The organism is Enterobacter sp. R-1.6.2 (assembly GCF_035064085.1).
Classification (GTDB): domain Bacteria; phylum Pseudomonadota; class Gammaproteobacteria; order Enterobacterales; family Enterobacteriaceae; genus Enterobacter; species Enterobacter asburiae_B.
Genome location: NZ_JASEYI010000019.1, coordinates 67,786 through 87,777, shown reverse-complemented (window position 1 = coordinate 87,777; position 19,992 = coordinate 67,786). Strand labels below are relative to the sequence as shown.

The 19,992-nt window shown below is 53.1% G+C and carries 22 protein-coding genes; 14 read left to right on the top strand and 8 right to left on the bottom strand.

Going from position 1 to position 19,992, the window contains the following annotated elements; genetic code table 11:
* The first annotated feature begins 56 nt into the window (after positions 1-56).
* Positions 57-716, top strand: a complete 660-nt coding sequence (yccA, locus tag QMN93_RS19165) for an FtsH protease modulator YccA (RefSeq protein WP_023335168.1) — start codon at positions 57-59, stop codon at positions 714-716.
* Between the two features lie 54 nt (positions 717-770).
* On the opposite strand, the gene QMN93_RS19160 is transcribed toward yccA, so the two are convergent.
* The gene (locus QMN93_RS19160) at positions 771-1,247 is read right to left on the bottom strand and encodes a hypothetical protein (RefSeq protein WP_182383281.1); all 477 of its coding nucleotides are present in this window, start codon (positions 1,245-1,247) and stop codon (positions 771-773) included.
* Positions 1,244-2,017: a winged helix-turn-helix domain-containing protein gene (locus tag QMN93_RS19155; protein WP_182383280.1), complete on the bottom strand. Its 774-nt coding sequence runs from the start codon at positions 2,015-2,017 to the stop codon at positions 1,244-1,246. The genes QMN93_RS19160 and QMN93_RS19155 overlap by 4 nt, the downstream gene beginning before the upstream one ends.
* Before the next feature lie 300 nt (positions 2,018-2,317).
* On the opposite strand from QMN93_RS19155, the gene QMN93_RS19150 reads away from it, so the two are divergent.
* The 6 genes from QMN93_RS19150 (at position 2,318) to tusE (ending at position 8,527) form a co-directional block, all read left to right on the top strand.
* A complete protein-coding gene (locus QMN93_RS19150; RefSeq protein WP_182383279.1) occupies positions 2,318-3,064 on the top strand; it encodes a fimbrial protein in 747 nt (248 codons plus the stop codon).
* A gap of 70 nt (positions 3,065-3,134) precedes the next feature.
* Positions 3,135-3,629, top strand: coding sequence for a CS1 type fimbrial major subunit (locus QMN93_RS19145; RefSeq protein ID WP_182383278.1), 495 nt, complete (start codon positions 3,135-3,137; stop codon positions 3,627-3,629).
* 74 nt (positions 3,630-3,703) lie between these two features.
* Entirely contained in the window at positions 3,704-6,421 is a 2,718-nt protein-coding gene (locus tag QMN93_RS19140; protein ID WP_182383277.1) for a TcfC E-set like domain-containing protein, read from the top strand.
* A complete protein-coding gene (locus QMN93_RS19135; RefSeq protein WP_182383958.1) occupies positions 6,421-7,566 on the top strand; it encodes a CfaE/CblD family pilus tip adhesin in 1,146 nt (381 codons plus the stop codon). Before QMN93_RS19140 ends, QMN93_RS19135 begins: the two co-directional genes overlap by 1 nt.
* A gap of 10 nt (positions 7,567-7,576) precedes the next feature.
* Positions 7,577-8,128, top strand: a complete 552-nt coding sequence (locus QMN93_RS19130; RefSeq protein WP_182383276.1) for a LuxR C-terminal-related transcriptional regulator — start codon at positions 7,577-7,579, stop codon at positions 8,126-8,128.
* A gap of 69 nt (positions 8,129-8,197) precedes the next feature.
* The gene (tusE, locus tag QMN93_RS19125) at positions 8,198-8,527 is read left to right on the top strand and encodes a sulfurtransferase TusE (RefSeq protein ID WP_193138997.1); all 330 of its coding nucleotides are present in this window, start codon (positions 8,198-8,200) and stop codon (positions 8,525-8,527) included.
* Here tusE and yccX read toward each other — a convergent pair.
* Genes yccX through QMN93_RS19110 form a run of 3 tightly spaced genes read right to left on the bottom strand, consistent with a single transcriptional unit; the run spans position 8,524 to position 10,173 of the window.
* Complete coding sequence (gene yccX, locus QMN93_RS19120) at positions 8,524-8,805, bottom strand: acylphosphatase (protein WP_033145129.1); 282 nt, start codon at positions 8,803-8,805, stop codon at positions 8,524-8,526. The two genes, tusE and yccX, sit on opposite strands and share 4 nt — an antisense overlap.
* An 11-nt stretch (positions 8,806-8,816) precedes the next feature.
* The gene (locus QMN93_RS19115) at positions 8,817-9,605 is read right to left on the bottom strand and encodes an AraC family transcriptional regulator (protein ID WP_039261622.1); all 789 of its coding nucleotides are present in this window, start codon (positions 9,603-9,605) and stop codon (positions 8,817-8,819) included.
* 10 nt (positions 9,606-9,615) lie between these two features.
* On the bottom strand, positions 9,616-10,173 hold the full coding sequence (locus QMN93_RS19110) for a kinase inhibitor (protein WP_039261620.1): 558 nt from the start codon (positions 10,171-10,173) through the stop codon (positions 9,616-9,618).
* Positions 10,174-10,346: 173 nt separating this feature from the next.
* Here QMN93_RS19110 and rlmI point away from each other — a divergent pair, with 173 nt between their 5' ends.
* Positions 10,347-11,537: a 23S rRNA (cytosine(1962)-C(5))-methyltransferase RlmI gene (gene rlmI, locus QMN93_RS19105; RefSeq protein ID WP_032658151.1), complete on the top strand. Its 1,191-nt coding sequence runs from the start codon at positions 10,347-10,349 to the stop codon at positions 11,535-11,537.
* Between the two features lie 60 nt (positions 11,538-11,597).
* Complete coding sequence (hspQ, locus tag QMN93_RS19100) at positions 11,598-11,915, top strand: heat shock protein HspQ (RefSeq protein ID WP_008499919.1); 318 nt, start codon at positions 11,598-11,600, stop codon at positions 11,913-11,915.
* A 36-nt stretch (positions 11,916-11,951) separates the two neighbouring features.
* Here the strand turns inward: hspQ and QMN93_RS19095 are convergent, their stop codons facing one another.
* Positions 11,952-12,365 (bottom strand): CoA-binding protein, encoded by a 414-nt coding sequence (locus QMN93_RS19095; RefSeq protein ID WP_028012609.1) that lies wholly within the window; start codon positions 12,363-12,365, stop codon positions 11,952-11,954.
* Positions 12,366-12,538: 173 nt separating this feature from the next.
* Between QMN93_RS19095 and QMN93_RS19090 the strand changes: the two genes are divergently transcribed.
* Together QMN93_RS19090 and mgsA are read left to right on the top strand one after the other, a co-directional pair.
* Positions 12,539-13,201, top strand: coding sequence for a DUF2057 family protein (locus QMN93_RS19090; RefSeq protein WP_033145125.1), 663 nt, complete (start codon positions 12,539-12,541; stop codon positions 13,199-13,201).
* Positions 13,202-13,281: 80 nt separating this feature from the next.
* Entirely contained in the window at positions 13,282-13,740 is a 459-nt protein-coding gene (mgsA, locus tag QMN93_RS19085) for a methylglyoxal synthase (protein WP_033145124.1), read from the top strand.
* A gap of 57 nt (positions 13,741-13,797) precedes the next feature.
* Here the strand turns inward: mgsA and helD are convergent, their stop codons facing one another.
* Positions 13,798-15,852 carry a DNA helicase IV gene (gene helD, locus QMN93_RS19080; RefSeq protein ID WP_182383275.1) on the bottom strand — a complete coding sequence of 685 codons (2,055 nt, stop codon included), beginning with the start codon at positions 15,850-15,852 and terminating at the stop codon, positions 13,798-13,800.
* A 123-nt stretch (positions 15,853-15,975) separates the two neighbouring features.
* Between helD and QMN93_RS19075 the strand changes: the two genes are divergently transcribed.
* Both QMN93_RS19075 and yccS read left to right on the top strand, forming a co-directional pair.
* Positions 15,976-16,422: a YccF domain-containing protein gene (locus QMN93_RS19075; protein ID WP_023311032.1), complete on the top strand. Its 447-nt coding sequence runs from the start codon at positions 15,976-15,978 to the stop codon at positions 16,420-16,422.
* Positions 16,423-16,441: 19 nt separating this feature from the next.
* Positions 16,442-18,604 carry a YccS family putative transporter gene (yccS, locus tag QMN93_RS19070; protein WP_033145122.1) on the top strand — a complete coding sequence of 721 codons (2,163 nt, stop codon included), beginning with the start codon at positions 16,442-16,444 and terminating at the stop codon, positions 18,602-18,604.
* On the opposite strand, the gene QMN93_RS19065 is transcribed toward yccS, so the two are convergent.
* Complete coding sequence (locus QMN93_RS19065; protein ID WP_033145121.1) at positions 18,561-19,187, bottom strand: TfoX/Sxy family DNA transformation protein; 627 nt, start codon at positions 19,185-19,187, stop codon at positions 18,561-18,563. The two genes, yccS and QMN93_RS19065, sit on opposite strands and share 44 nt — an antisense overlap.
* A gap of 217 nt (positions 19,188-19,404) precedes the next feature.
* On the opposite strand from QMN93_RS19065, the gene sulA reads away from it, so the two are divergent.
* Complete coding sequence (sulA, locus tag QMN93_RS19060; RefSeq protein ID WP_033145120.1) at positions 19,405-19,914, top strand: SOS-induced cell division inhibitor SulA; 510 nt, start codon at positions 19,405-19,407, stop codon at positions 19,912-19,914.
* Positions 19,915-19,992: the final 78 nt, after the last annotated feature.

Here is a 19,992-nt window from a genome sequence, read left to right as displayed (position 1 = left end):
TGGCGTGCCGTTTCCTATTCTTTCCACTAATTACATCTGTCATAAGAGAGTGACTCATGGATCGTATAATTACTTCTTCACGCGACCGCACATCGCTACTCAGCACCCATAAGGTGCTGCGCAATACCTATTTCATGCTCAGCCTGACGCTGGCTTTCTCAGCGATCACCGCCACCGCCAGCACCGTTCTGATGCTGCCGTCTCCGGGGCTGATCCTGACGCTGGTGGGTATGTATGGTCTGATGTTCCTGACCTACAAAACCGCTGACAAGCCCGTCGGCATCCTGTCCGCGTTTGCTTTCACCGGCTTCCTGGGCTACATCCTGGGGCCGATGCTGAATGCGTATCTGTCTGCCGGTATGGGCGATCTTATCGGCATGGCGCTGGGCGGTACCGCGCTGGTGTTCTTCTGCTGCTCGGCCTACGTGCTGACCACGCGTAAGGACATGTCCTTCCTCGGCGGTATGCTGATGGCGGGTGTTGTGGTAGTGCTGGTGGGCATGGTGGCAAACATCTTCCTGCAGCTGCCTGCCCTGCATCTGGCAATCAGCGCCGTGTTTATTCTGATTTCTTCAGGCGCGATCCTGTTTGAAACCAGCAACATCATTCGCGGCGGCGAGACGAACTATATCCGCGCCACCGTGAGCCTGTATGTGTCGCTGTACAACATCTTCGTCAGCCTGTTGAGCATCCTGGGCTTCGCCAGCCGCGATTAAGCACAACGGATACGAAAAAGGAGAATGCCGGTGGCATTCTCCTTTTTTTATGCCTTAATCTTCACGGCAAATGTAGGTGGGATAGAGCCGATCCTGAATCATCCACACGGAAGAGGAAAGTTTGGACAAAGTGATATAGTAACGCGCCCCCGGACGCGCAAAGCTCCCCCACAACGCATCGGGCGTATTGTCATTATGTCGACGCAAAGTGTTCTTATAGGTTAACATAATGACATGGTCATTCGTTCGCCGCTCCCACGTAAAATTCACGTCGCGATCCACAATCATCTCTTTCCCTTTTATCCTTGAAGCGCCTTTATAGGTTGTTAAGCCGGTACCATCCGCTCGTACATAGAACTGAGCTATGGCATTTACCTTCACTTCGCTTGGTTTTCCCTCATTTCGGGTAAAATTAAATTCTGTAGTACAAGCCAGGACATCTTGCGTATCGTTTTGGGAAGGGGAGAAAGCTACCACCAGTAAGCTTCCGACCATAGCCCCCCCGAGTCCAAACAGGAGTTTTGTTTTCATTCTTCGGGACCACTTTTATAACGAATACTTTTGCACGGGCTGCTTTTATTTACCGGACACGCCCCAATAAAAATCTCATCCGCAGCAGAAAGTGTAAGCCGTTCACTAAAATAATAAATATCGTATTCCTCCTGTTGGCACATGACATTATTTTCCTCAAGCAACCTTGATATTTTTGACATTTTTAATGGCCGATCCTGTTCGTTGATAAACCAGAATCGACAACTTCCGATTTTTTCATTAATTGCTTTAAGTTCTACGGGCGCGATGACGTAATGTAAACGATATAATAAAAACCCAATTCCTATAGTTGCAGCAGTGAGCACGAAAAGACCTGCCCGTCTTGTGAGACGAGCCCGACTCCATATTTGCGATATTTTACTGTTGAGCGATACGGGAATCGTTGTAGGCTCCGGGTCGGATACGCAAAAAAGCAGCTTTGGGTGGCTAATAACTTCTGCATCAAAACGAAAACCATAACGTGGCAAGGTAACAATCATCTCCTGACACTCACCCAAAACCTGAAAACTCTTACGTAGCTCACTCACCGCCTTATTAAGATTATTGCCTGATGGGGTAAAGCCATATGCTTCCCAGACACGTGTAATTAACTCCTCCCGGCTTAGATCGCATCCTTTATTACGAATGAACTCCTGTAAAAGCCGGGCAGCGGGAGCCGAGAGGGTTAATACCGACTCTGGTTGTCCGACCAGGCTAATTGCGTGTGTCTCTGGATTAAATAATAACGAATTATTGCATATAAAAAACATATTTAGTTCTCAGGTTATGCCACCTGTCTTTGTTCCACTCGAAAGTACAAAAGACATAAAAACAGCCCTGATTCGATTAATTTTTGAGCAGGTGTATTTTTTTCCAACATACACGATTGCGGCATTTAATATTAACTATACATTCTTTAGACCACAAAATCAGGATAAAAAACTGTATATCTCAAGTCAACTAATACAAATTTTCACAAGATGTTGTTCTGGTTAAAGTTTCTCTGCCCTGAAGCGATTCATAAGCAGACGGCCACTGGCAATAAACCACTCAGTAACCAGAGCAGACAGATGTTGAAATTTAAATTTGTAAAGAAAAGGCCCTACGCTTTTTACGCACTCGTACTATCACTGTCATTTTTCTCAGAAATTTCAGTGGCTAATATGAGCGTGTACCCGATGGAACTGAATGTAGATAGCTCCGGAACAGCGCAAATAACAGTGGCGTCGAAGAGCGATGATATTCAGTTCATTCGGGTGAAGCAAAAGAAAATTCTTAATCCCGGAACACCGCTGGAAAAAGAGATCGATGTTCCCGCATGGCAGGAAGGTGGCATTGTCGTCACCCCTGAAAAGTTTGCCCTTTCAGCGGGCGCCATGCGCGTGGTTCGACTGGTGTCTCTGGTTCCTCCCTCAAAAGAGAGTACCTGGCGCATCTATTTCGAAGGGGTCAACCAGCCAGACAGCATTGCCCTCAGAGAACAGGGTCACTCTGCTGCCTTAGCGAAAATAGGGGTAAATATTATCTGGGGTGCGTTGGTGCACATCGCGCCCGCGGAAAATCACATCTCATTGGCACTGGATAGAACTCACGGCTCCTTAATAAATAAGGGCACCCTGCGCGTACCGCTAAAAGAAATCGGTATATGTGATGAAAAAGATAAATGCCACTGGCTTAAAGAAGAGGCAACAATTTATCCGGAGACGGAGCGAAACTTAAAAAGTTTTTCGCAACCACAGGGCATTAAGTACAAATTCCGCTACTTCAACTGGATAAACAAAACCACTGAAGAAGCTGAGTTACCCGTCGTGGAATAACACGACATCTGTAGTCCTAATGTGTTTTTTTAAAGCGCTATGGCGCTCACTTGTAAATATGGAGATATCAATGCATAAGTTTATTAAACCTCTGATGATCGTTGCCTCGATGACAGCATCTCTGAACGCAATGGCCATTCAGAAAGATATTACTATCAATGCTAGCGTCGATTCGCAGCTGGATATGACTCAGGCCGACAACACACCACTTCCGTCCAGTATCGATATGCAGTATCTGCCTGGCAGCGGGTTGGTAAGTTACCGTTTAAATACCAAAATCTGGTCTAACTCCGCCACCAGCAACGTCAAGGTTCGTCTTGTCAGCGCAGCCAAACTGACCAATACCGATGGTAACCAGAACATTCCAATGACCGTTATTCTTGGCGATAAAACGCTCAATACGACTGACACGGTGTTTACCGGTACGGAGCTTTTCCCGGGCACTGCTGAAAACGGTTCAGCCGTATTACCGCTGACTCTTTCTCAAACGACGAAAGGTATGCTGAAAAGCGGGCAGTATAGCGGCGTTGTGAGCCTGATGTTAACGCAGGCAACTACAGCATAATTCACTGTTACACAAAGGAAATACCATCAGAGGGATCTTTCCCTCTGATGTCAGGATGATGTTGAGGCTCACTTATGGCTTTTCACAGAAGTACTCTCCTTTTTGTTTCTCTATTACCCGCATCAATTCAACTTGCCTGTGCAGAAATGGCAATCCCATCTGGGTTTGAGGATCTGGCAAAAACTCAGCGTCTGTGGACGGAAGTCAGCCTGTATGGAGAATCACTTGGTCTTTTTGAAATAGATACTAATCTTGAGACGGTCACCTTTATCAGACCGCAGGCGCTTATCGCCGCCGTTAAACGTCAATTTAATGACGATCCAGCGCTTCTTGCCTCCGTAAGCAATACGCTGGCTGCACCGCTGCCTCGCAACGGCAACCTCGCCTGCAGTAGCAACGGTTCAGCGCCAGGATGTGATTATATCAATACCCGCCGCGCGGCAATTATCTATGACGAAAATAACGCACGCATAAATCTATTTTTTGATAAGCAGTATTTGCCAAAACGCACAGCGGGAAGTCAATGGTATCAGCCGACGCACGGCAGCGAAAACGCACTTATTCATCAGCAAAATATTAACTTTGTTGCGGACAGAGTTTATCAGTCGGCCACCGTTCAAGGTAGTGGTGCGCTGGCGGTTACAGATGACGGTTATTTCAATCTCGACTGGGCCTGGCTTGGGCAACGATCCCACCATCAGCAACAGCAGAATGTCACCGTCAACAATGCCTGGTATCGTCAGGACATAGGCCGTGAACACTATATTCAACTGGGGGAGATGGACACCCGCGATTTATTCAGCAACACCGGGGGAAATATTTCTCTCAGCCAGCTTCCTTTGGGGAAAATACGTGGGCTTCGCGCGGGTTCGACCCGGGCATGGATCAATCCGGTTCAGCTTTCGCACGGCACGCCACTCACCGTTCTTTTGTCCCATGACGCCCGCATAGACGCACGTCGGGGAGAGCAGTTGCTGGCCAGCTTTTACCTGAACGCCGGGGCGCAAACACTGGATACCCGTTCGTTCCCGGAGGGCAGCTACACCGTCACTCTGGCAATCTATGAAAATAACCGTCTAACACGCACTGAACAAGTTCCCTTTACTCGTACCGGTATAACCCCGTTTGATCGCATCGAATGGTTTATGCAGGGTGGTGAAACTAATAACGATGGGCCAGATGAATCACGTTCTGCCGTAGCACAAGCAGGGATTCGCCTGCCTCTCACACCGACACTGGCCCTGTCCAGTGGCGTCACTGCAACAAGTGAGCGCCGTTTTCTGGAAAATGCCGTTGACTGGAGCCAGGGTTTTAATTCAGGGCCGATTGATGGGGTGCTTAGCACACGTTTTAGCTACCTGTACGGCAGCAATGGAGAACGAGGAAATATCCAACAGGTCAGCTATAACGATGGTTTTTCCCTGAGTTTTTATCGTAACGCATTATCAGCAGATAGCTGCGATAACAGAAGCCAGGGATTCGACGCTGTTAACGGTTGTTACCGTACGCTGTCGACACTGTTTTCCGTACCTCTCGGATCGTGGTATGCCAGCCTGGGCTATTCCGATAACCACAGCGAAGGACGTTACGTCTACCGCCGCGAGCTTTCTCATTATGACGATCGTTACGACGAAGGTCTCCCCTGGGAACAGGTTTATATGACACGCTCTCACTCTCGTGCCTGGCAGGCGGGGCTGAGCAGCAGTTTTAATATCCGTGGCCTGAATATTTACGGCAGCGCCAATGTGTTTAAGCGCAACGACGACTCACGCAGTGGCAGCGACAAAGGCGGTTACTTGAGCTTAAACCTGTCTCTGGCAAATCCCCCTCAAAGGGAGACCTCAAGTTATACCTCTTTGGGGGCTACCTGGCAGGGGCAGCAAAACGAAAAAAACCAGCTCAGCTATAGCGTAGCGCATAACTGGTACGCAGACGCACGTGGCGAGAACGAATACGGTCTGAGCGCATCCGGAATCAACAGTAATTCGCTTAACGCATCGGCATACACGCGACAAGGAGGGCGTTTCGGTAATGTCAGCCTGATGTTCAGCGACTTCTGGGACAGAAACGCGCGCAGCCACACTCCGAGCGGAAGCGGAAATTACAGTTCAACATTCGCGCTGTCGCGCTCCGGGTTGTGGCTTGGCCGCTGGAGTGATGGACGTCCAGCATCAGCCGTTGCGGTTAACGTCTCTACACCGGAAGAAAGCGAGACATCCCGTGTTGCCGTCTCGCTGGATAACGGCGGTAGTGCGGATATCCCAACGAACAGCCAGGGGTTGTTCACCGTACCGGGCTATCGACAAACGACGCTGACCATTAACGAATCCCTGAAAATTTCTCACGGTGCCAGCAGTGAAATCACACAGGGGTCAGGGAGCAGAACGGTGTTTATGGTGCCCGGGAAATTGCTTCATAGAGACGTGCACACTTCAGCAAGCTACACCTGGGTTGGACGGTTGACAGATGAACGTCATGTCCCGCTGACGGGAGCCGTGCCTATAAATGTCAATGGCTGGAACGATCTGGGACAAGGGGGTTTTAGCGCACAAAGCGATGTCCTTCTCCACCAACTTTATATGGTTAGCCAGCAGCAGTTTTATCAATGCGCGCTTAACGTCAAGAGTATGCGTGATGTGGTGCGCTATGTCGGCACCATAACTTGCCGGGGAATGACATTTTCCGCTCTGCCAGAAACGGTTCAACAGCAGGCGCAGTTAATGCTAACCAGACATGGAAAGGCGGTTGACGCCACGGTAATGAATACTGATAACGATGTAAAAGGAAAATGATGAACAAACAGATTTTACTTTCGTTGCTTGCCTGCCTCTGGGCAGTGAAATCGCCAGCAGCGCCCCCCGCAGACAAAAACACGACTGTCAGTCTGAGCTTCGATCGTACAGCGCCACCCAACCGCTTTTATATCTGGAACCAGGAGTCAGCCGGTTATGATCCTCTAACCCCCCAAAAATGGGGAATGAACACACTCACCTGTTTATCGACCAACAACCCTCAAGGGGGCTGTCGTACGAATCAATACTCGGTGGAAGATAACCCATCGCCGCCATATGCAATTAGTGTGCAATTTACCCATCTGGCGACAAACAATAAGGTGGAACTAAAGGTATACGGTGAGAAGCATATGTTTCTCCGTAAAAGCGCCATCACCCTTGCGAGCTATGTTACCGATGGGTCCTACAACAGAGCAGACTGGGATCGCGAACCTTATTTTGATTTTTATATTGTCGGCAGTGAATTGAGCAAACTGAATCTCTCCGGTATCTGGTCCCAAACGTTAATACAGAATGTTAGGTTATGGAATAACGGGAGTTGTGGGGGACTTCCGGTTAGCTTGGGATGTGGTGACACCAACCTCGCTAAATGGTCTGCAGAAATCAAGCTCGAAGTTGTCGATACGGGTAATCAACAAATTTACCTGCCAGCCTTCCCGCATTCAACCCCTGTCGTCAATCTAAACCTGACTAACTTTCCTGGCAGACCAGGAGGAAGTGAGATCAGCGGTGAAACCGGGCTCGATATGTGTCTTTACGATGGTAACAGCAGCACCAGTCGTCGCCTCTTCCTGCGCTTTGAAGACGACGGGCTGGAAGCAGCAGATCGCGCTGCTGGGGCATTCTCCATCCGCAGGCGCGGCGGAAGCCAGACGGAACCGAGAGACCGTCTCGATTACCGGGTTTCGGTGATCCATCCTGTCACGGGCGCCACGGAAACGGTAACAAACGGCACTACCGTCGTCTGGGAGGGGGTGAATGACCCTAAATATCTTCGGCAAGTGATCCTGCCAGGTGGGCGTGAAACAGTACAGTGCGTCCCCGCACCTATCATTCTGACCACGCCGTCGTTTTCCGCCAGCAGCAAAAATGCCGGGGATTACACCGGCACGCTACGCGTTATCTACACTCCCAGTACGTTATAAAGAGACCGCCGTGAATTACATCATTCTTGATAATAATCGTTTTTATGCCGAGGGGCTGCGCTACGCCCTTCTTCGCCGTAACGCTCAGACGCTGGTTGAGAGCGACACGGTAAAGTGGCGCCGTTCGCTGTTGGCCTGCGACACCCTCGTTATCCGTTGCCGATTTTCCGTCACGGGGGCACATCTGGCGCTGGTCGACATTCTGCTCCAGTTGGAGGCCAGGCGCTGGGCAGGAATGGTATATCTGGTGTGCAATGAAAAAGGTTGGGCGCTGGCTACCCATCTGCGTAAGCGGTTTGCCACGCTGACCTTATATATCATTGATGACAGAATTGCCGTCGCGGATGCGGCGTATTTGCTTGCTAAAGAGCCTCGCCGGATTCGCAGCCTGAATTGTTGCCTTACAGGCATGGAGTTTAACGTTCTCGACAGGCTGGTTAACGGACAATCGGTAAGGCATATCGCGCATATGACACAAATGAGTGAAAAACAGGTATCAACGTATAAATGCAACGCGCTGAAAAAGCTTAATGCCAACAATCTGCTGCAACTGCTCCTGTAGGGCACGGCTTATCCTTCGGCGGCTTTTTTGCTACACTGTCGCCGTTTTTTTCACAGACGACAGAAGATTATGTTCATTTTTGCAGGCCAGGAAATTGAGACCGATAGCGAAGGCTATCTGAAAGATACGACGCTCTGGAGCGAGCCGCTGGCGGAGAAAATTGCGGGAAACGAAGGGATTACCCTCTCCCCCGAACACTGGGAAGTGGTGCGTTTTGTTCGCGAGTTCTATCTTGAATTCAACACCTCTCCGGCGATCCGCATGCTGGTTAAAGCCATGGCCAATAAGTTCGGCGAAGAGAAAGGCAACAGCCGCTATCTGTATCGTCTGTTCCCGAAAGGCCCGGCAAAACAGGCCACCAAAATTGCCGGCCTGCCTAAGCCGGTGAAGTGTATTTAATACCGAATCCCGAAGTTTACGTATTCGCGCCCGGGTTGATGCGGTTCCGTTAAGACCTTATCAACCCGTGCGCTGCGCGGCCCACCCGCTTTCAGCCACGCCACCAGCTTGTCGACCTGCTCCGCTTCGCCGCAGGCGACCACCTCAACGCTGCCGTCGTCCCTATTTCGCGCGTATCCCGTGAGCCCAAGCTCAACCGCTTCGCGCTGGGTGCTGTAGCGGAACCCCACGCCCTGAACAACGCCGTGAACCCAGGCAATGGTGCAGACTTTTGACATTTTTCTTCTCCTTAACGTAGCGTTTTCGGCAAACAGCCATAGTGCTGCCGGAAACGGGCGGTGAAACGAGAGCTGGAAAGATACCCACATTGTAATGCGATTTCACCAATCGGTAATCGGGTTGACTGGAGCTGTGACAAAGCAACGGCCATCCTCACCTCCTCCACGATCTGGCGAAAACTCTGCGATTCTTCACGCAAGCGTCTGCGCAGCGTCGGCACGCTTAAGGCCAGACGGCTGGCAACGTCCTGCGCGGTCCAGTCTCTGGCGGGCGACAGCATAATGAACTGCCGCACCTGCTCGGTCAGGTTACTGTTGCGCTCAACAAGCAGCGGACCCGCCACGCCATCGTGCAGCAGGGCCAGCAAAAGGCCGAAAGCCTGATGCTTTTGTAGCGCCTCCGGTAAATCCTGACGCACGGCGTGCAGCAGATTGTCCCACATAAACGCCAATCCCTCGCTCAGCGGGGCGCAGAGCGAATGCAGCGTCGTGCGCGGCCAGGATTTCAGGTAATGCGCCTTAAACTCGGCGACGATCTCCGGGGATAACATCAGCAAATCCGAGTGAAACAGACCGTTTACAGGCTGATTGATAATCTCCATCGCCGTATTGGCCGGGATAATAATGAGCTCATCCCGTGTCGCCTCCAGGCGGTTATCATCCTGAACTATCACCTTAGTGCCGTGAGTGATATGACAAATAGCCGGAAAAAAGAGCTTAACCTGGTGCAGGCGATGCATTTTGCTGGCAGTCACTTCACCCGCGGTAAGATGGTTATGTCGAAAATGAAACTCCTGCACCCTGCCATCCTTATCTGCTGTAGGTTGCTGTTAACTGAGCCTTTGCCAGAACGTGACTATTGAGCATAAAACCGACCAGCGCGCCGCTGGCATTGTTGTCGACGGGCAGTTTATCCACGTCCAGGGCCCAGACGGTAATCTGATAGCGGTGAGGCTTGTCCCCTTCGGGTGGACATGCGCCGCCGAATCCAGAATAGCCGAAATCATTACGCCCCTGCACAACGCCGGCAGGTAATTTCTCGCCGTTCGGGTTACCGGCGTCAGCGGGCAGCGTCATTGTCTTCGCCGGAATATTGGCTACGGTCCAGTGCCACCAGCCGCTGCCGGTAGGCGCATCCGGGTCATATACCGTGACGGCAAAACTTTTCGTACCGGCAGGCGGATTTTTCCATGCCAGCTGCGGTGAGATATTCCCACCGTGGCAGCCAAACCCCTCAAATACCTGCTGTTGCGCCAGTCGCCTTTCGCCGGAAATATCCCGGCTGGTGACGTCGAAAGGCGTTGTTGCTAAAACCTGAAAACTCATCGCCGCCAGAGCGGCTATTGCTATCACACTGCGCTTTTTCATGGGTGCTCCCTCTGCTGTACCGGAAGCCCCACTCTAAACCCAGCGGCAATATCGTAATGTGCCTAAGCGATTTGATTTTGTGCCGAAACGCTCAACGGTATCCGCAGATGATTGCGCCTTGCTGAATGTGGTAATCTACGCGCCATTTCCTGAAATCGACAGAACAGCAAATTATGAGTGTACGTTTAGTGTTAGCCAAAGGGCGCGAGAAATCATTACTGCGCCGTCATCCCTGGGTCTTTTCCGGCGCGGTTGCCCGTATGGAAGGCAAAGCCAGCCTCGGTGAAACCATTGATATCGTTGACCATCAGGGGAAATGGTTAGCGCGAGGCGCCTACTCACCAGCGTCCCAGATCCGCGCTCGCGTCTGGACGTTTGATAAAGATGAAACCATCGACATCGATTTCTTCGTTCGCCGTCTGCAGCAGGCGCAGCAGTGGCGCGACTGGCTGGCAAAACGCGACGGGCTGGACAGCTACCGCCTGATTGCCGGTGAGTCCGACGGCCTGCCTGGCGTGACCATCGATCGCTTCGGTAACTTCCTGGTGCTGCAGCTCCTGAGCGCCGGAGCGGAATACCAGCGTGCAGCGCTGATCAGCGCGCTGCAAACGCTGTTCCCGGAATGCGCCATTTACGACCGCAGCGATGTGGCGGTGCGCAAAAAAGAAGGCATGGAGCTGACTCAGGGGCCCGTAACGGGCGAACTGCCACCGGCCCTGCTGCCGATTGAAGAGCACGGCATGAAGCTGCTGGTGGATATTCAGGGCGGGCACAAAACGGGTTACTACCTCGACCAGCGCGACAGCCGTCTGGCTACGCGTCAGTACGTTGCCGACAAACGCGTGCTGAACTGCTTCTCCTATACCGGCGGTTTTGCCGTTTCGGCGCTGATGGGCGGCTGTGCTCAGGTGGTGAGCGTGGACACCTCGCAGGAAGCGCTGGACGTGGCAAAACAGAACGTCGAGCTCAACAAGCTGGACTTGAGCAAAGCGGAGTTTGTCCGCGATGACGTGTTCAAGCTGCTGCGTAAATATCGCGATCAGGGCGAGAAGTTCGACGTCATCGTGATGGATCCGCCGAAGTTTGTGGAAAACAAAAGCCAGCTGATGGGCGCGTGCCGCGGGTATAAAGATATCAACATGCTGGCTATCCAGCTGCTGAACCCGGGCGGGGTTCTGCTCACCTTCTCCTGCTCCGGCCTGATGACCACAGATTTATTTCAGAAAATCATCGCCGATGCCGCAATAGATGCTGGTCGTGATGTACAATTTATAGAGCAGTTCCGTCAGGCAGCCGATCACCCCGTGATTGCTACCTACCCGGAAGGACTGTATCTGAAAGGGTTTGCCTGTCGCGTCATGTAACTTGAAAAGAGAAATATTGCCCGCACATAACGTGTAAGTCGTATTTCCCGGGAGGTGACTATGATTGCCAGCAAATTCGGTATCGGCCAGCAGGTCCGCCACACTTTGCTAGGGTATTTGGGTGTGGTCGTGGATATCGACCCGGAGTATTCCCTTGATGAACCGTCAGCAGACGAGCTGGCGGTGAACGCAGAGCTTCGCGCCGCGCCCTGGTACCATGTGGTAATGGAAGGTGATGATGGACAACCCGTTCACACCTATCTGGCCGAAGCGCAGCTGAGTAGCGAGCTGCAGGAAGAGCATCCGGAGCAACCCACAATGGATGAACTTGCTCAGACTATCCGCAAACAGTTACAGGCTCCGCGCCTGCGGAACTAAGCGTGTAAAAAAAGCCCGATAACGGGCTTTTTTTTATTACTTCGCCAGCCCCAGACGGGGGATGTCGATCGCCGGACAGCGATCCATGACGACCTTCAACCCCGCATCCCGCGCCAGCACGGCGGCCTGCTCGTTAATCACGCCCAGCTGCATCCACAGCGTTTTCGCCCCTACGGCGATAGCGTCCTGCGCCACTTCCCACGCTGCCTCGGAATTACGGAAGACATCGACCATATCGATTTTTTCCGGCACGTCCGCGAGCGTGGCGTAACCCTGCTGACCCAGCAATGTTTTCCCCGCCACTTTTGGTGAGACCGGGATAACGTGATAGCCCTGATCGAGAAGGTATTTCATCACCCGATAGCTGGGACGATCGGGTTTATCGCTCGCGCCCACCAGCGCAATGGTACGCGTGGATGTCAGAATCTCGGCAATATCGTTCTCTTTCATGGTTTTTCTCCTAGCTTTTTTAAAAGTGTACGCCAAACCGCACATCTCAACCATCCATCCCATACAGATGCATGAGGGCAAAATGGCGAAATATGTCTATATGTTAGTAAACGTGATTATCGAAAAATTTAGATACATTAATGCGGCGACAGGATTTCTGACGGGAGCCTTCTATGAAAACCGGTATTGCCACTGCCCTGATTGCGTTAGTGATGCCGGTCTGCGTTTTTGCTACCACGCTCCGGCTCTCTACCGACATTGATCTTCTTGTACTGGACGGAAAAAAGGTCTCCAGCTCGTTATTGCGCGGTGCAGACAGCATCGAGTTAGATAACGGGCCGCATCAGCTGGTCTTTCGGGTAGAAAAGTCGATCGGTCTGGCTAATCACGAGCAACGGATGTACATCTCCCCGCCGCTGATCGTCAGCTTTAATACCCGGCAAATCAGTCAGGTGAACATCACCCTGCCTCGCCTTGAAACGGAGAAGGAATCTGCGGCCTTCGACGCTTCACCCCGCGTTGAACTACTGGACGGGAATGCGATGCCGATTCCGGTGAAGCTGGATATTCTGGCGTTAACGACCTCGCCGAAAGGCCCGGATTACGAGGCCGCGACCCAGACCTATAACAAAGCGGGAAAACGCGCATCGCTTCCGCAGTTTGCCACCATGATGGCGGACGACAGTACGCTTCTATCCGGCGTCTCTGAACTGGACGTTATTCCACCTCAGTCCCAGACGCTGACGGAACAGCGCCTAAAATTCTGGTTCCAGCAGGCCGATCCCGACACGCGGGCCCGTTTTTTACAGTGGGCAAAACAACAACCTTCATCATAAGCCACATTTTTTACGCCTTTCTCTTGCAGCGTCAGACGGTTCCCGTCATCGTGTAGTCAGTTAACCTGATGGATATGATTATGGAACTGACAACACGCACGCTGCCTGAGCGCAAACACATTGCTCTTGTGGCGCACGATCACTGTAAACAAATGCTGCTTAACTGGGTTCGCCGCCATCAGCCTTCGCTGGAAAAGCACGCCCTGTCGGCGACCGGCACAACCGGTAACCTGATCCAGCGCGAAACGGGTCTGCAGGTGAATGCCATGCTGAGCGGTCCGATGGGCGGCGATCAGCAGGTCGGCGCGCAGATTTCCGAAGGGAAAATTGATGTGCTGATCTTCTTCTGGGACCCGCTGAACGCGGTTCCGCACGATCCGGATGTTAAAGCGCTGCTGCGCCTGGCGACGGTGTGGAATATTCCGGTGGCGACAAACCTGTCGACGGCGGATTTCATCATCGAATCGCCGCAGTTTAACTCGCCGGTTGATATCCTTATTCCGGACTATCAGCGTTATCTTTCCGACAGACTGAAGTAGCTTTTTTGCCGGGTGGCGGCTATGCCTTACCCGGCTACAAAATCTTGCCTGACATCGTTATGGCTTACGCGCCACCGGCACATCAATACTCTTCAGGATATCGACAAACACGGATGGCTCCTCTTTATTGAACAGCAGCCACACGCGATGCCGCGCGCGGGTGATGGCCACATACAGCAAACGCCGCTCTTCGGCATCCGGGAAATCTTCCGGCACCGGCAGCAGGGCCTCTTCCATCACCGACTCGCGGGCCGGGGCCGGGAAACCGTCGCTGCCCTCTTTCAGCCCCAGCACAATCACATAGTCAGCCTGCTGCCCTTTGCTGGCGTGAATTGTCATAAATTCAAGCTGCAGTTTCGGCCAGCGGGTGGCGGCTTTTTCCAGCGCCGCGGGCTTAAGGTGATGGTAGCGGGCCAGCACCAGAATACGTTCATCGGGCTTCGCGTAGCCGCTGAGCTTGTCCAGCAGCGGCTCCAGCTGGTCATCCGCCAGCAGGGTGACCGCTTTTTTATCCCCTGGGCGCAGGCTATTGAGTGGCTTGGCCAGCTGATGCGGGTTCTGCTGGATAAAGCGGTTGGCGATCTCACCAATGCGTGAATTGAAGCGGTAGGTGGTGTCCAGATCGCTGCGATCCCCTTCGCCAAAATAGTGGTGGAACGCGGTCGTCAGGGAGAGCTGCGCCCCGCTGAAGCGATAGATGGCCTGCCAGTCGTCACCCACCGCAAACAGCGACGTATGTTTATTTTGCGCCCGTAGCGCCGAGAGTAGTGCAGCACGCTGCGGAGAGATATCCTGGAACTCATCCACCAGAATGTGTTTCCACGGGCTGACAAAACGTCCCTTCTCAAGAATGATGATGGCCTGATGGATCAAACCGGAGAAATCGACGGCATTTTCCTCTTTCAGCGCGTTTTTCCAGGCTTTCAGCAGCGGAGCCATCAGCTTGACCCGTTTCGAGAACAGATCGCGGATCGCCTCCGGCGCGCTTTCAATCATCTCTGCCTGCGTTCCACCGTGCATTCGCATCAGGCTGACCCAGCGGTCAAGTCGCGAACCCAGCCGACGCGCCAGTTTGTCATCCTGCCAGAAGCTGCCCTCTGGCACCTCCCAGCCGAGCTCCTCCTCCAGCCACTGACGCCACCCTTTCGCCTGCGCCTTTTTCTCACTGCACTGCTGGCGCCACGCTTTGATGAACAGCGCCTGACGCGCCTGCGCGTCGTTTTCCAGCTTACTGATGGAAGGCACTTTTTTACTGCCCTGCTGAATAATATGCAGCGCAAGGGCATGGAAGGTTCTGGCAGTGATATCCCGCGTGTGCAGACGTTCCTGGATACGTTCGTCCATCTCCTGAGCAGCCTTGCGGCCAAAGGCCAGAAGTAGTATTTGAGCGGCTACCGCTTCTCCGGTCGTCAGCAGCCAGCCGGCACGCGCCACCAGTACCGACGTTTTACCGCTACCGGCCCCCGCCAGCACCAGCAGCGACTGCTCGCCATTGACCACCGCGCGCGCCTGGGCCGGATTGAGCGGTGAAGATTCCACCGTACTGAAAAAGTCGGCGTATTGGGTGAGCATAGCGTCCGTCCAGGCCTGGTTATGGGCGAGACGGCTTTTATCCTTATCATTCAGCCAGGCCTGACACTGGCGCCAGGCGTCGCGACAGTTGTCAAACTCGTCGAGACGCGTCACGGAGAGCGGCAGCGCCGAGAGTGCCTGTCGGATCTTTTGCTGCAGCCCGGCGGTCTGCTGACGGGTCAGCCACGCGTGCTGTGCGTTGCTCTGCGCGATATCGTCCAGCACCTGCTGCAGCACCTGGGCGGCAATTACGCTCATATCCTGGCTCCACTGCTGCCAGAGTGCGTTCAGGTGATGATGGAAACGCTGGGTTTCCGACCACTCGGTGCCGTGAAGACGCACGACTTTATCGTCAGGCAGAACGAACTCCAGCTCGCCCCACACCAGCCCGCGCTTACAGTGGATAGCCAGAAGCTGATTAAACGGAATAAGGTATTCGTGGCGTTCCCCGGAGACTTTCACCCCGGCATTAAGGAGAACCACCCTGTCGTAAGGGTGTTGCGCCAGGCGTTTGCCTAACGAGGTTGCTTTCAGTTCCATGTTCCGCCAAATCCACGAAGAGATAATTTACCTGACAGTTTAACTGCCAGTTTTAAGGTGCTCCAGCCTAAAAAAACGTTACAATCATTGGGCGTTAATTTTATCGAAAGGAAGTGAGGGTTTATGCGTACCGTTCTGAATGTGTTGAATTTTGTGCTGGGCGGTTTTGCCACCACCCTTTCCTGGCTTTTCGCCACGCTGGTGAGCATCGTCCTGATTTTCACGCTTCCCCTGACCCGTTCCTGCTGGGAGATCACAAAACTCTCCTTAATCCCCTACGGAAATGAAGCTATCCACGTTGACGAGCTCAATCCGGAGAGCAAAAACGCCCTGATGAATACGGGCGGAACCCTGCTGAACATTCTGTGGCTGATTTTCTTCGGCTGGTGGCTGTGCATCATGCATATTTTTGCCGGTATTGCACAGTGCATCACGATTATTGGTATTCCGGTGGGGATAGCGAACTTTAAGATCGCCGCTATCGCCCTTTGGCCCGTTGGTCGCAGGGTTGTTCCGGTAGAAGTGGCCCAGGCGGCGCGTGAAGCAAACGCGCGTCGTCGTTTTCAGTAAATAAGGACCGGCCGCGTTTATGCTAAGCCCACTGCTTCGCCGTTATACCTGGAACAGCACCTGGCTATACAACGTCAGGATATTTATCGCGCTTTGCGGCACGGTTGCACTGCCCTGGTGGCTGAATGATGTCAAGCTCACCATTCCGCTTACGCTGGGGGTAGTGGCCGGGGCGCTGGCGGACCTGGACGATCGTCTGGCCGGGCGCTTACGTAACCTGGTCATTACGCTCGTCTGCTTTTTCATTGCGTCAGCGTCCGTTGAGCTGCTTTTCCCGTGGCCCTGGCTGTTTGCCCTGGGCCTTACGCTCTCAACCAGCGGGTTTATTTTGCTGGGCGGCCTCGGGCAGCGCTATGCCACCATCGCGTTTGGTGCATTGCTGATCGCTATCTACACCATGCTGGGCGTTTCCCTCTATGACCAGTGGTACCAGCAGCCGGTTCTCCTGCTGCTGGGCGCCATCTGGTATAACCTGCTGACGCTAACCGGTCATCTGATCTTCCCGGTTCGCCCGCTGCAGGATAACCTTGCCCGCAGCTTTGAGCAGTTAGCCCACTATCTGGAACTGAAATCCCGGCTGTTCGACCCGGATATCGAGGAAGAAAGCCAGGCTCCGCTCTACGATCTGGCGCTGGCAAATGGCCAGCTGGTCGCCACCCTTAACCAGACAAAAGCCTCTCTGCTTACCCGTCTGCGCGGCGATCGCGGTCAGCGCGGAACGCGAAGGACCTTACACTACTATTTTGCCGCCCAGGACATTCACGAACGTGCCAGCTCCTCGCACGTTCAATACGCGGCCCTGCGCGAGAAGTTCCGCTACAGCGACGTGATGTTCCGCTTCCAGCGCCTGCTGTCCATGCAGTCTCAGGCGTGTCAGCAGCTCTCGCGCTCCATTCTGCTGCGTACGCCCTATCAGCATGACCCCCGCTTTGAACGCGTATTCAGCCATCTTGATGCGGCGCTCGACCGCGTTCAGGCCAGCGGAACGTCACCGGAGCACATCAAAGCGCTGGGCTTTCTGCTGAACAACCTGCGGGCGATTGATGCTCAGCTGGCGACCATTGAGTCCGAACAGGCGATGGCGCTGCCGGGCAGTGAGGTGGAAAATCAGCTTGCTGATGACAGCGTGCACAGCGTTAGCGATATGTGGCTACGGCTGAGCCGTAACTTTACGCCGGAGTCGGCTCTCTTTCGCCACGCGGTAAGAATGTCGCTGGTGCTGTGCGTGGGGTATGCCTTTATCCAGATAACCGGGCTGCACCACGGCTACTGGATCCTGCTGACCAGCCTGTTCGTCTGCCAGCCAAACTATAACGCCACCCGACACCGTCTTGCGCTGCGTATTATCGGCACGCTGGTCGGCGTCGCGATCGGCCTTCCGGTGCTCTATTTCGTGCCCTCCGTTGAAGGTCAACTGATTCTGATTGTGATCACCGGCGTGCTGTTCTTCGCGTTTCGCAACGTGCAGTACGCGCACGCCACCATGTTCATCACGCTGCTGGTGCTGCTCTGCTTTAACCTGCTGGGTGAAGGGTTTGAAGTTGCCCTGCCCCGCGTGATCGATACCCTGATTGGCTGTGCGATTGCCTGGGCTGCCGTCAGCTTTATCTGGCCGGACTGGCGTTTCCGCAATTTGCCGCGCGTGGTAGACAGGGCAATGAACGCCAACTGTCGATACCTTGACGCAATCCTGGAGCAGTACCACCAGGGGCGCGATAACCGCCTGGCTTACCGGATAGCCCGTCGCGACGCGCACAACAGTGATGCAGAACTGGCCTCCGTTGTCTCTAACATGTCAACGGAGCCTCGCGCCACGGCGGAGATTCGTGAGACTGCGTTCCGCCTGCTCTGCCTGAACCATACGTTCACCAGCTATATTTCGACGCTGGGTGCCCACCGTGAGAAACTCACCAACCCGGGCATTCTCAACCTGCTCGATGACGCCGTCTGCTACGTTGATGACGCACTTCATCACCGACCGGCCGATGAGCCGCGCGTTCAACAGGCCCTGGATGAACTGGCTCAACGCATTGCGCATCTTGACCCAGGAAACGACAGCAAAGCGCCGCTGGTTCTTCAGCAAATAGGCCTGCTTATCGCTCTGCTGCCTGAAATTTGCCGGCTGCAACAGCAAATCGCTACCTGGAGGAGTGATTCTCCTGTGGCTCAGGCAGCGCATTAAACCACTCCGTCAGCTCCCGGCGAATGCCTGCCGGGAGTGCCGCCTCATGCAGCCCCTCGATAGCCCCTTCCAGCGCGAAGAGAACTTTAATACCGAGCGCTTTGTTTTTTGCCCGCATCTTCAGCCAGCTCGCTCTGGCACCCAGCGCCCGCAGCGTTTCCTCATTGGTGATGCCAGCTTCAAAGAGCAAGACTTCAAGCTGAAAGGTCAGGTTTGGCAGATCCTTGAGTCGGTTTCGTTGATGGCGCTGATAGCGCTCTTTTCTTGCCGCACTGAGCGCAAACGAGGAGAGCTGAAGCAGCCGCTCCCTGTCCTGCCATAATCCGTCATCCACACGATAATAGTTGAGCAGCACAGGGCGGCCTCGCTTCATCAACGTCAAAAAAGAGGAGGCATTTTTTACACAGTATTTCGCACTCTCCTCACAGGCGCGAAGATAAAGCTCTCCGTCTGACACCATGGCAAAAACCGCATCATCCACCGCCAGGGTATAGCCTCCAAACAGCGCACGATGATGAATCTCGCCCAACGGGGAGAGGTATTCCTGGGATTTATAAATCCGTTCATAAGATATCTTTTTCATGATATTTCCCTTCAAAATCATAAAGTAACAACGAAATTTCTTACTAGCGGATCCGTTAGCAGGAAAATAGGCAACTTATTGCCGATGAGCAAGATGATTTTTCGAGGGACATCAACATTGAATGAATTTTGCGAGTCGCTTTCCGAAAATGAGGTTGATCTTTATGCATACAGGGGTTACTGTATATCCATACAGTAACTACAGGGCTGGAATGAATATGCACACTTCAGGCTATGCAAATCGCTCAACCTCTCTCTCTTCTACCGCAGGCAATGTCGCGCAGAATTCCGTCGAGCGTGTTTCCACGGGGCTAATCAGTGAAGTGGTTTATCGTGAAGACCAGCCCCTGTTGACGCAACTTCTGTTGTTGCCGTTATTACAACAGCTTGGTCAGCAATCGCGCTGGCAGCTTTGGCTCACGCCTCAGCAAAAACTGAGCCGTGAATGGGTTCAGTCCGCAGGCCTTCCGCTTACTAAGGTCATGCAAATTAATCAGCTCCCGCCGTGCGATACCGTTGAGTCGATGATCCGCGCGTTACGCACCGGAAATTACAGCGTGGTGATTGGATGGTTACCGGAAGAATTGACGGAAGAGGAACATTTCCGTCTGACTGAAGCAGCCGAAGAAGGGAATGCGATCGGGTTCATTATGCGTCCGGTTCGATCGGATTCTTACCGCAGAGGACAACTTTCTGGGCTAAAAATTCACTCAAATTTGTATCATTGAGTGAAATTAAGATTTTTCCTGGAATTTTTTTTGACCACAAGATGGCATTAAAGTTCCCGGTCTGAAAATTGCGGCAAG

Bases quoted from the DNA above. Each gene is read 5' to 3' on its own strand.
- yccA (WP_023335168.1), top strand. From the start codon at position 57: ATGGATCGTATAATTACTTCTTCACGCGACCGCACATCGCTACTCAGC.
- QMN93_RS19160 (WP_182383281.1), bottom strand. From the start codon at position 1,247: ATGAAAACAAAACTCCTGTTTGGACTCGGGGGGGCTATGGTCGGAAGC.
- QMN93_RS19155 (WP_182383280.1), bottom strand. From the start codon at position 2,017: ATGTTTTTTATATGCAATAATTCGTTATTATTTAATCCAGAGACACAC.
- QMN93_RS19150 (WP_182383279.1), top strand. From the start codon at position 2,318: ATGTTGAAATTTAAATTTGTAAAGAAAAGGCCCTACGCTTTTTACGCA.
- QMN93_RS19145 (WP_182383278.1), top strand. From the start codon at position 3,135: ATGCATAAGTTTATTAAACCTCTGATGATCGTTGCCTCGATGACAGCA.
- QMN93_RS19140 (WP_182383277.1), top strand. From the start codon at position 3,704: ATGGCTTTTCACAGAAGTACTCTCCTTTTTGTTTCTCTATTACCCGCA.
- QMN93_RS19135 (WP_182383958.1), top strand. From the start codon at position 6,421: ATGAACAAACAGATTTTACTTTCGTTGCTTGCCTGCCTCTGGGCAGTG.
- tusE (WP_193138997.1), top strand. From the start codon at position 8,198: ATGTTCATTTTTGCAGGCCAGGAAATTGAGACCGATAGCGAAGGCTAT.
- yccX (WP_033145129.1), bottom strand. From the start codon at position 8,805: ATGTCAAAAGTCTGCACCATTGCCTGGGTTCACGGCGTTGTTCAGGGC.
- QMN93_RS19110 (WP_039261620.1), bottom strand. From the start codon at position 10,173: ATGAAAAAGCGCAGTGTGATAGCAATAGCCGCTCTGGCGGCGATGAGT.
- rlmI (WP_032658151.1), top strand. From the start codon at position 10,347: ATGAGTGTACGTTTAGTGTTAGCCAAAGGGCGCGAGAAATCATTACTG.
- hspQ (WP_008499919.1), top strand. From the start codon at position 11,598: ATGATTGCCAGCAAATTCGGTATCGGCCAGCAGGTCCGCCACACTTTG.
- QMN93_RS19095 (WP_028012609.1), bottom strand. From the start codon at position 12,365: ATGAAAGAGAACGATATTGCCGAGATTCTGACATCCACGCGTACCATT.
- QMN93_RS19090 (WP_033145125.1), top strand. From the start codon at position 12,539: ATGAAAACCGGTATTGCCACTGCCCTGATTGCGTTAGTGATGCCGGTC.
- mgsA (WP_033145124.1), top strand. From the start codon at position 13,282: ATGGAACTGACAACACGCACGCTGCCTGAGCGCAAACACATTGCTCTT.
- helD (WP_182383275.1), bottom strand. From the start codon at position 15,852: ATGGAACTGAAAGCAACCTCGTTAGGCAAACGCCTGGCGCAACACCCT.
- QMN93_RS19075 (WP_023311032.1), top strand. From the start codon at position 15,976: ATGCGTACCGTTCTGAATGTGTTGAATTTTGTGCTGGGCGGTTTTGCC.
- yccS (WP_033145122.1), top strand. From the start codon at position 16,442: ATGCTAAGCCCACTGCTTCGCCGTTATACCTGGAACAGCACCTGGCTA.
- QMN93_RS19065 (WP_033145121.1), bottom strand. From the start codon at position 19,187: ATGAAAAAGATATCTTATGAACGGATTTATAAATCCCAGGAATACCTC.
- sulA (WP_033145120.1), top strand. From the start codon at position 19,405: ATGCACACTTCAGGCTATGCAAATCGCTCAACCTCTCTCTCTTCTACC.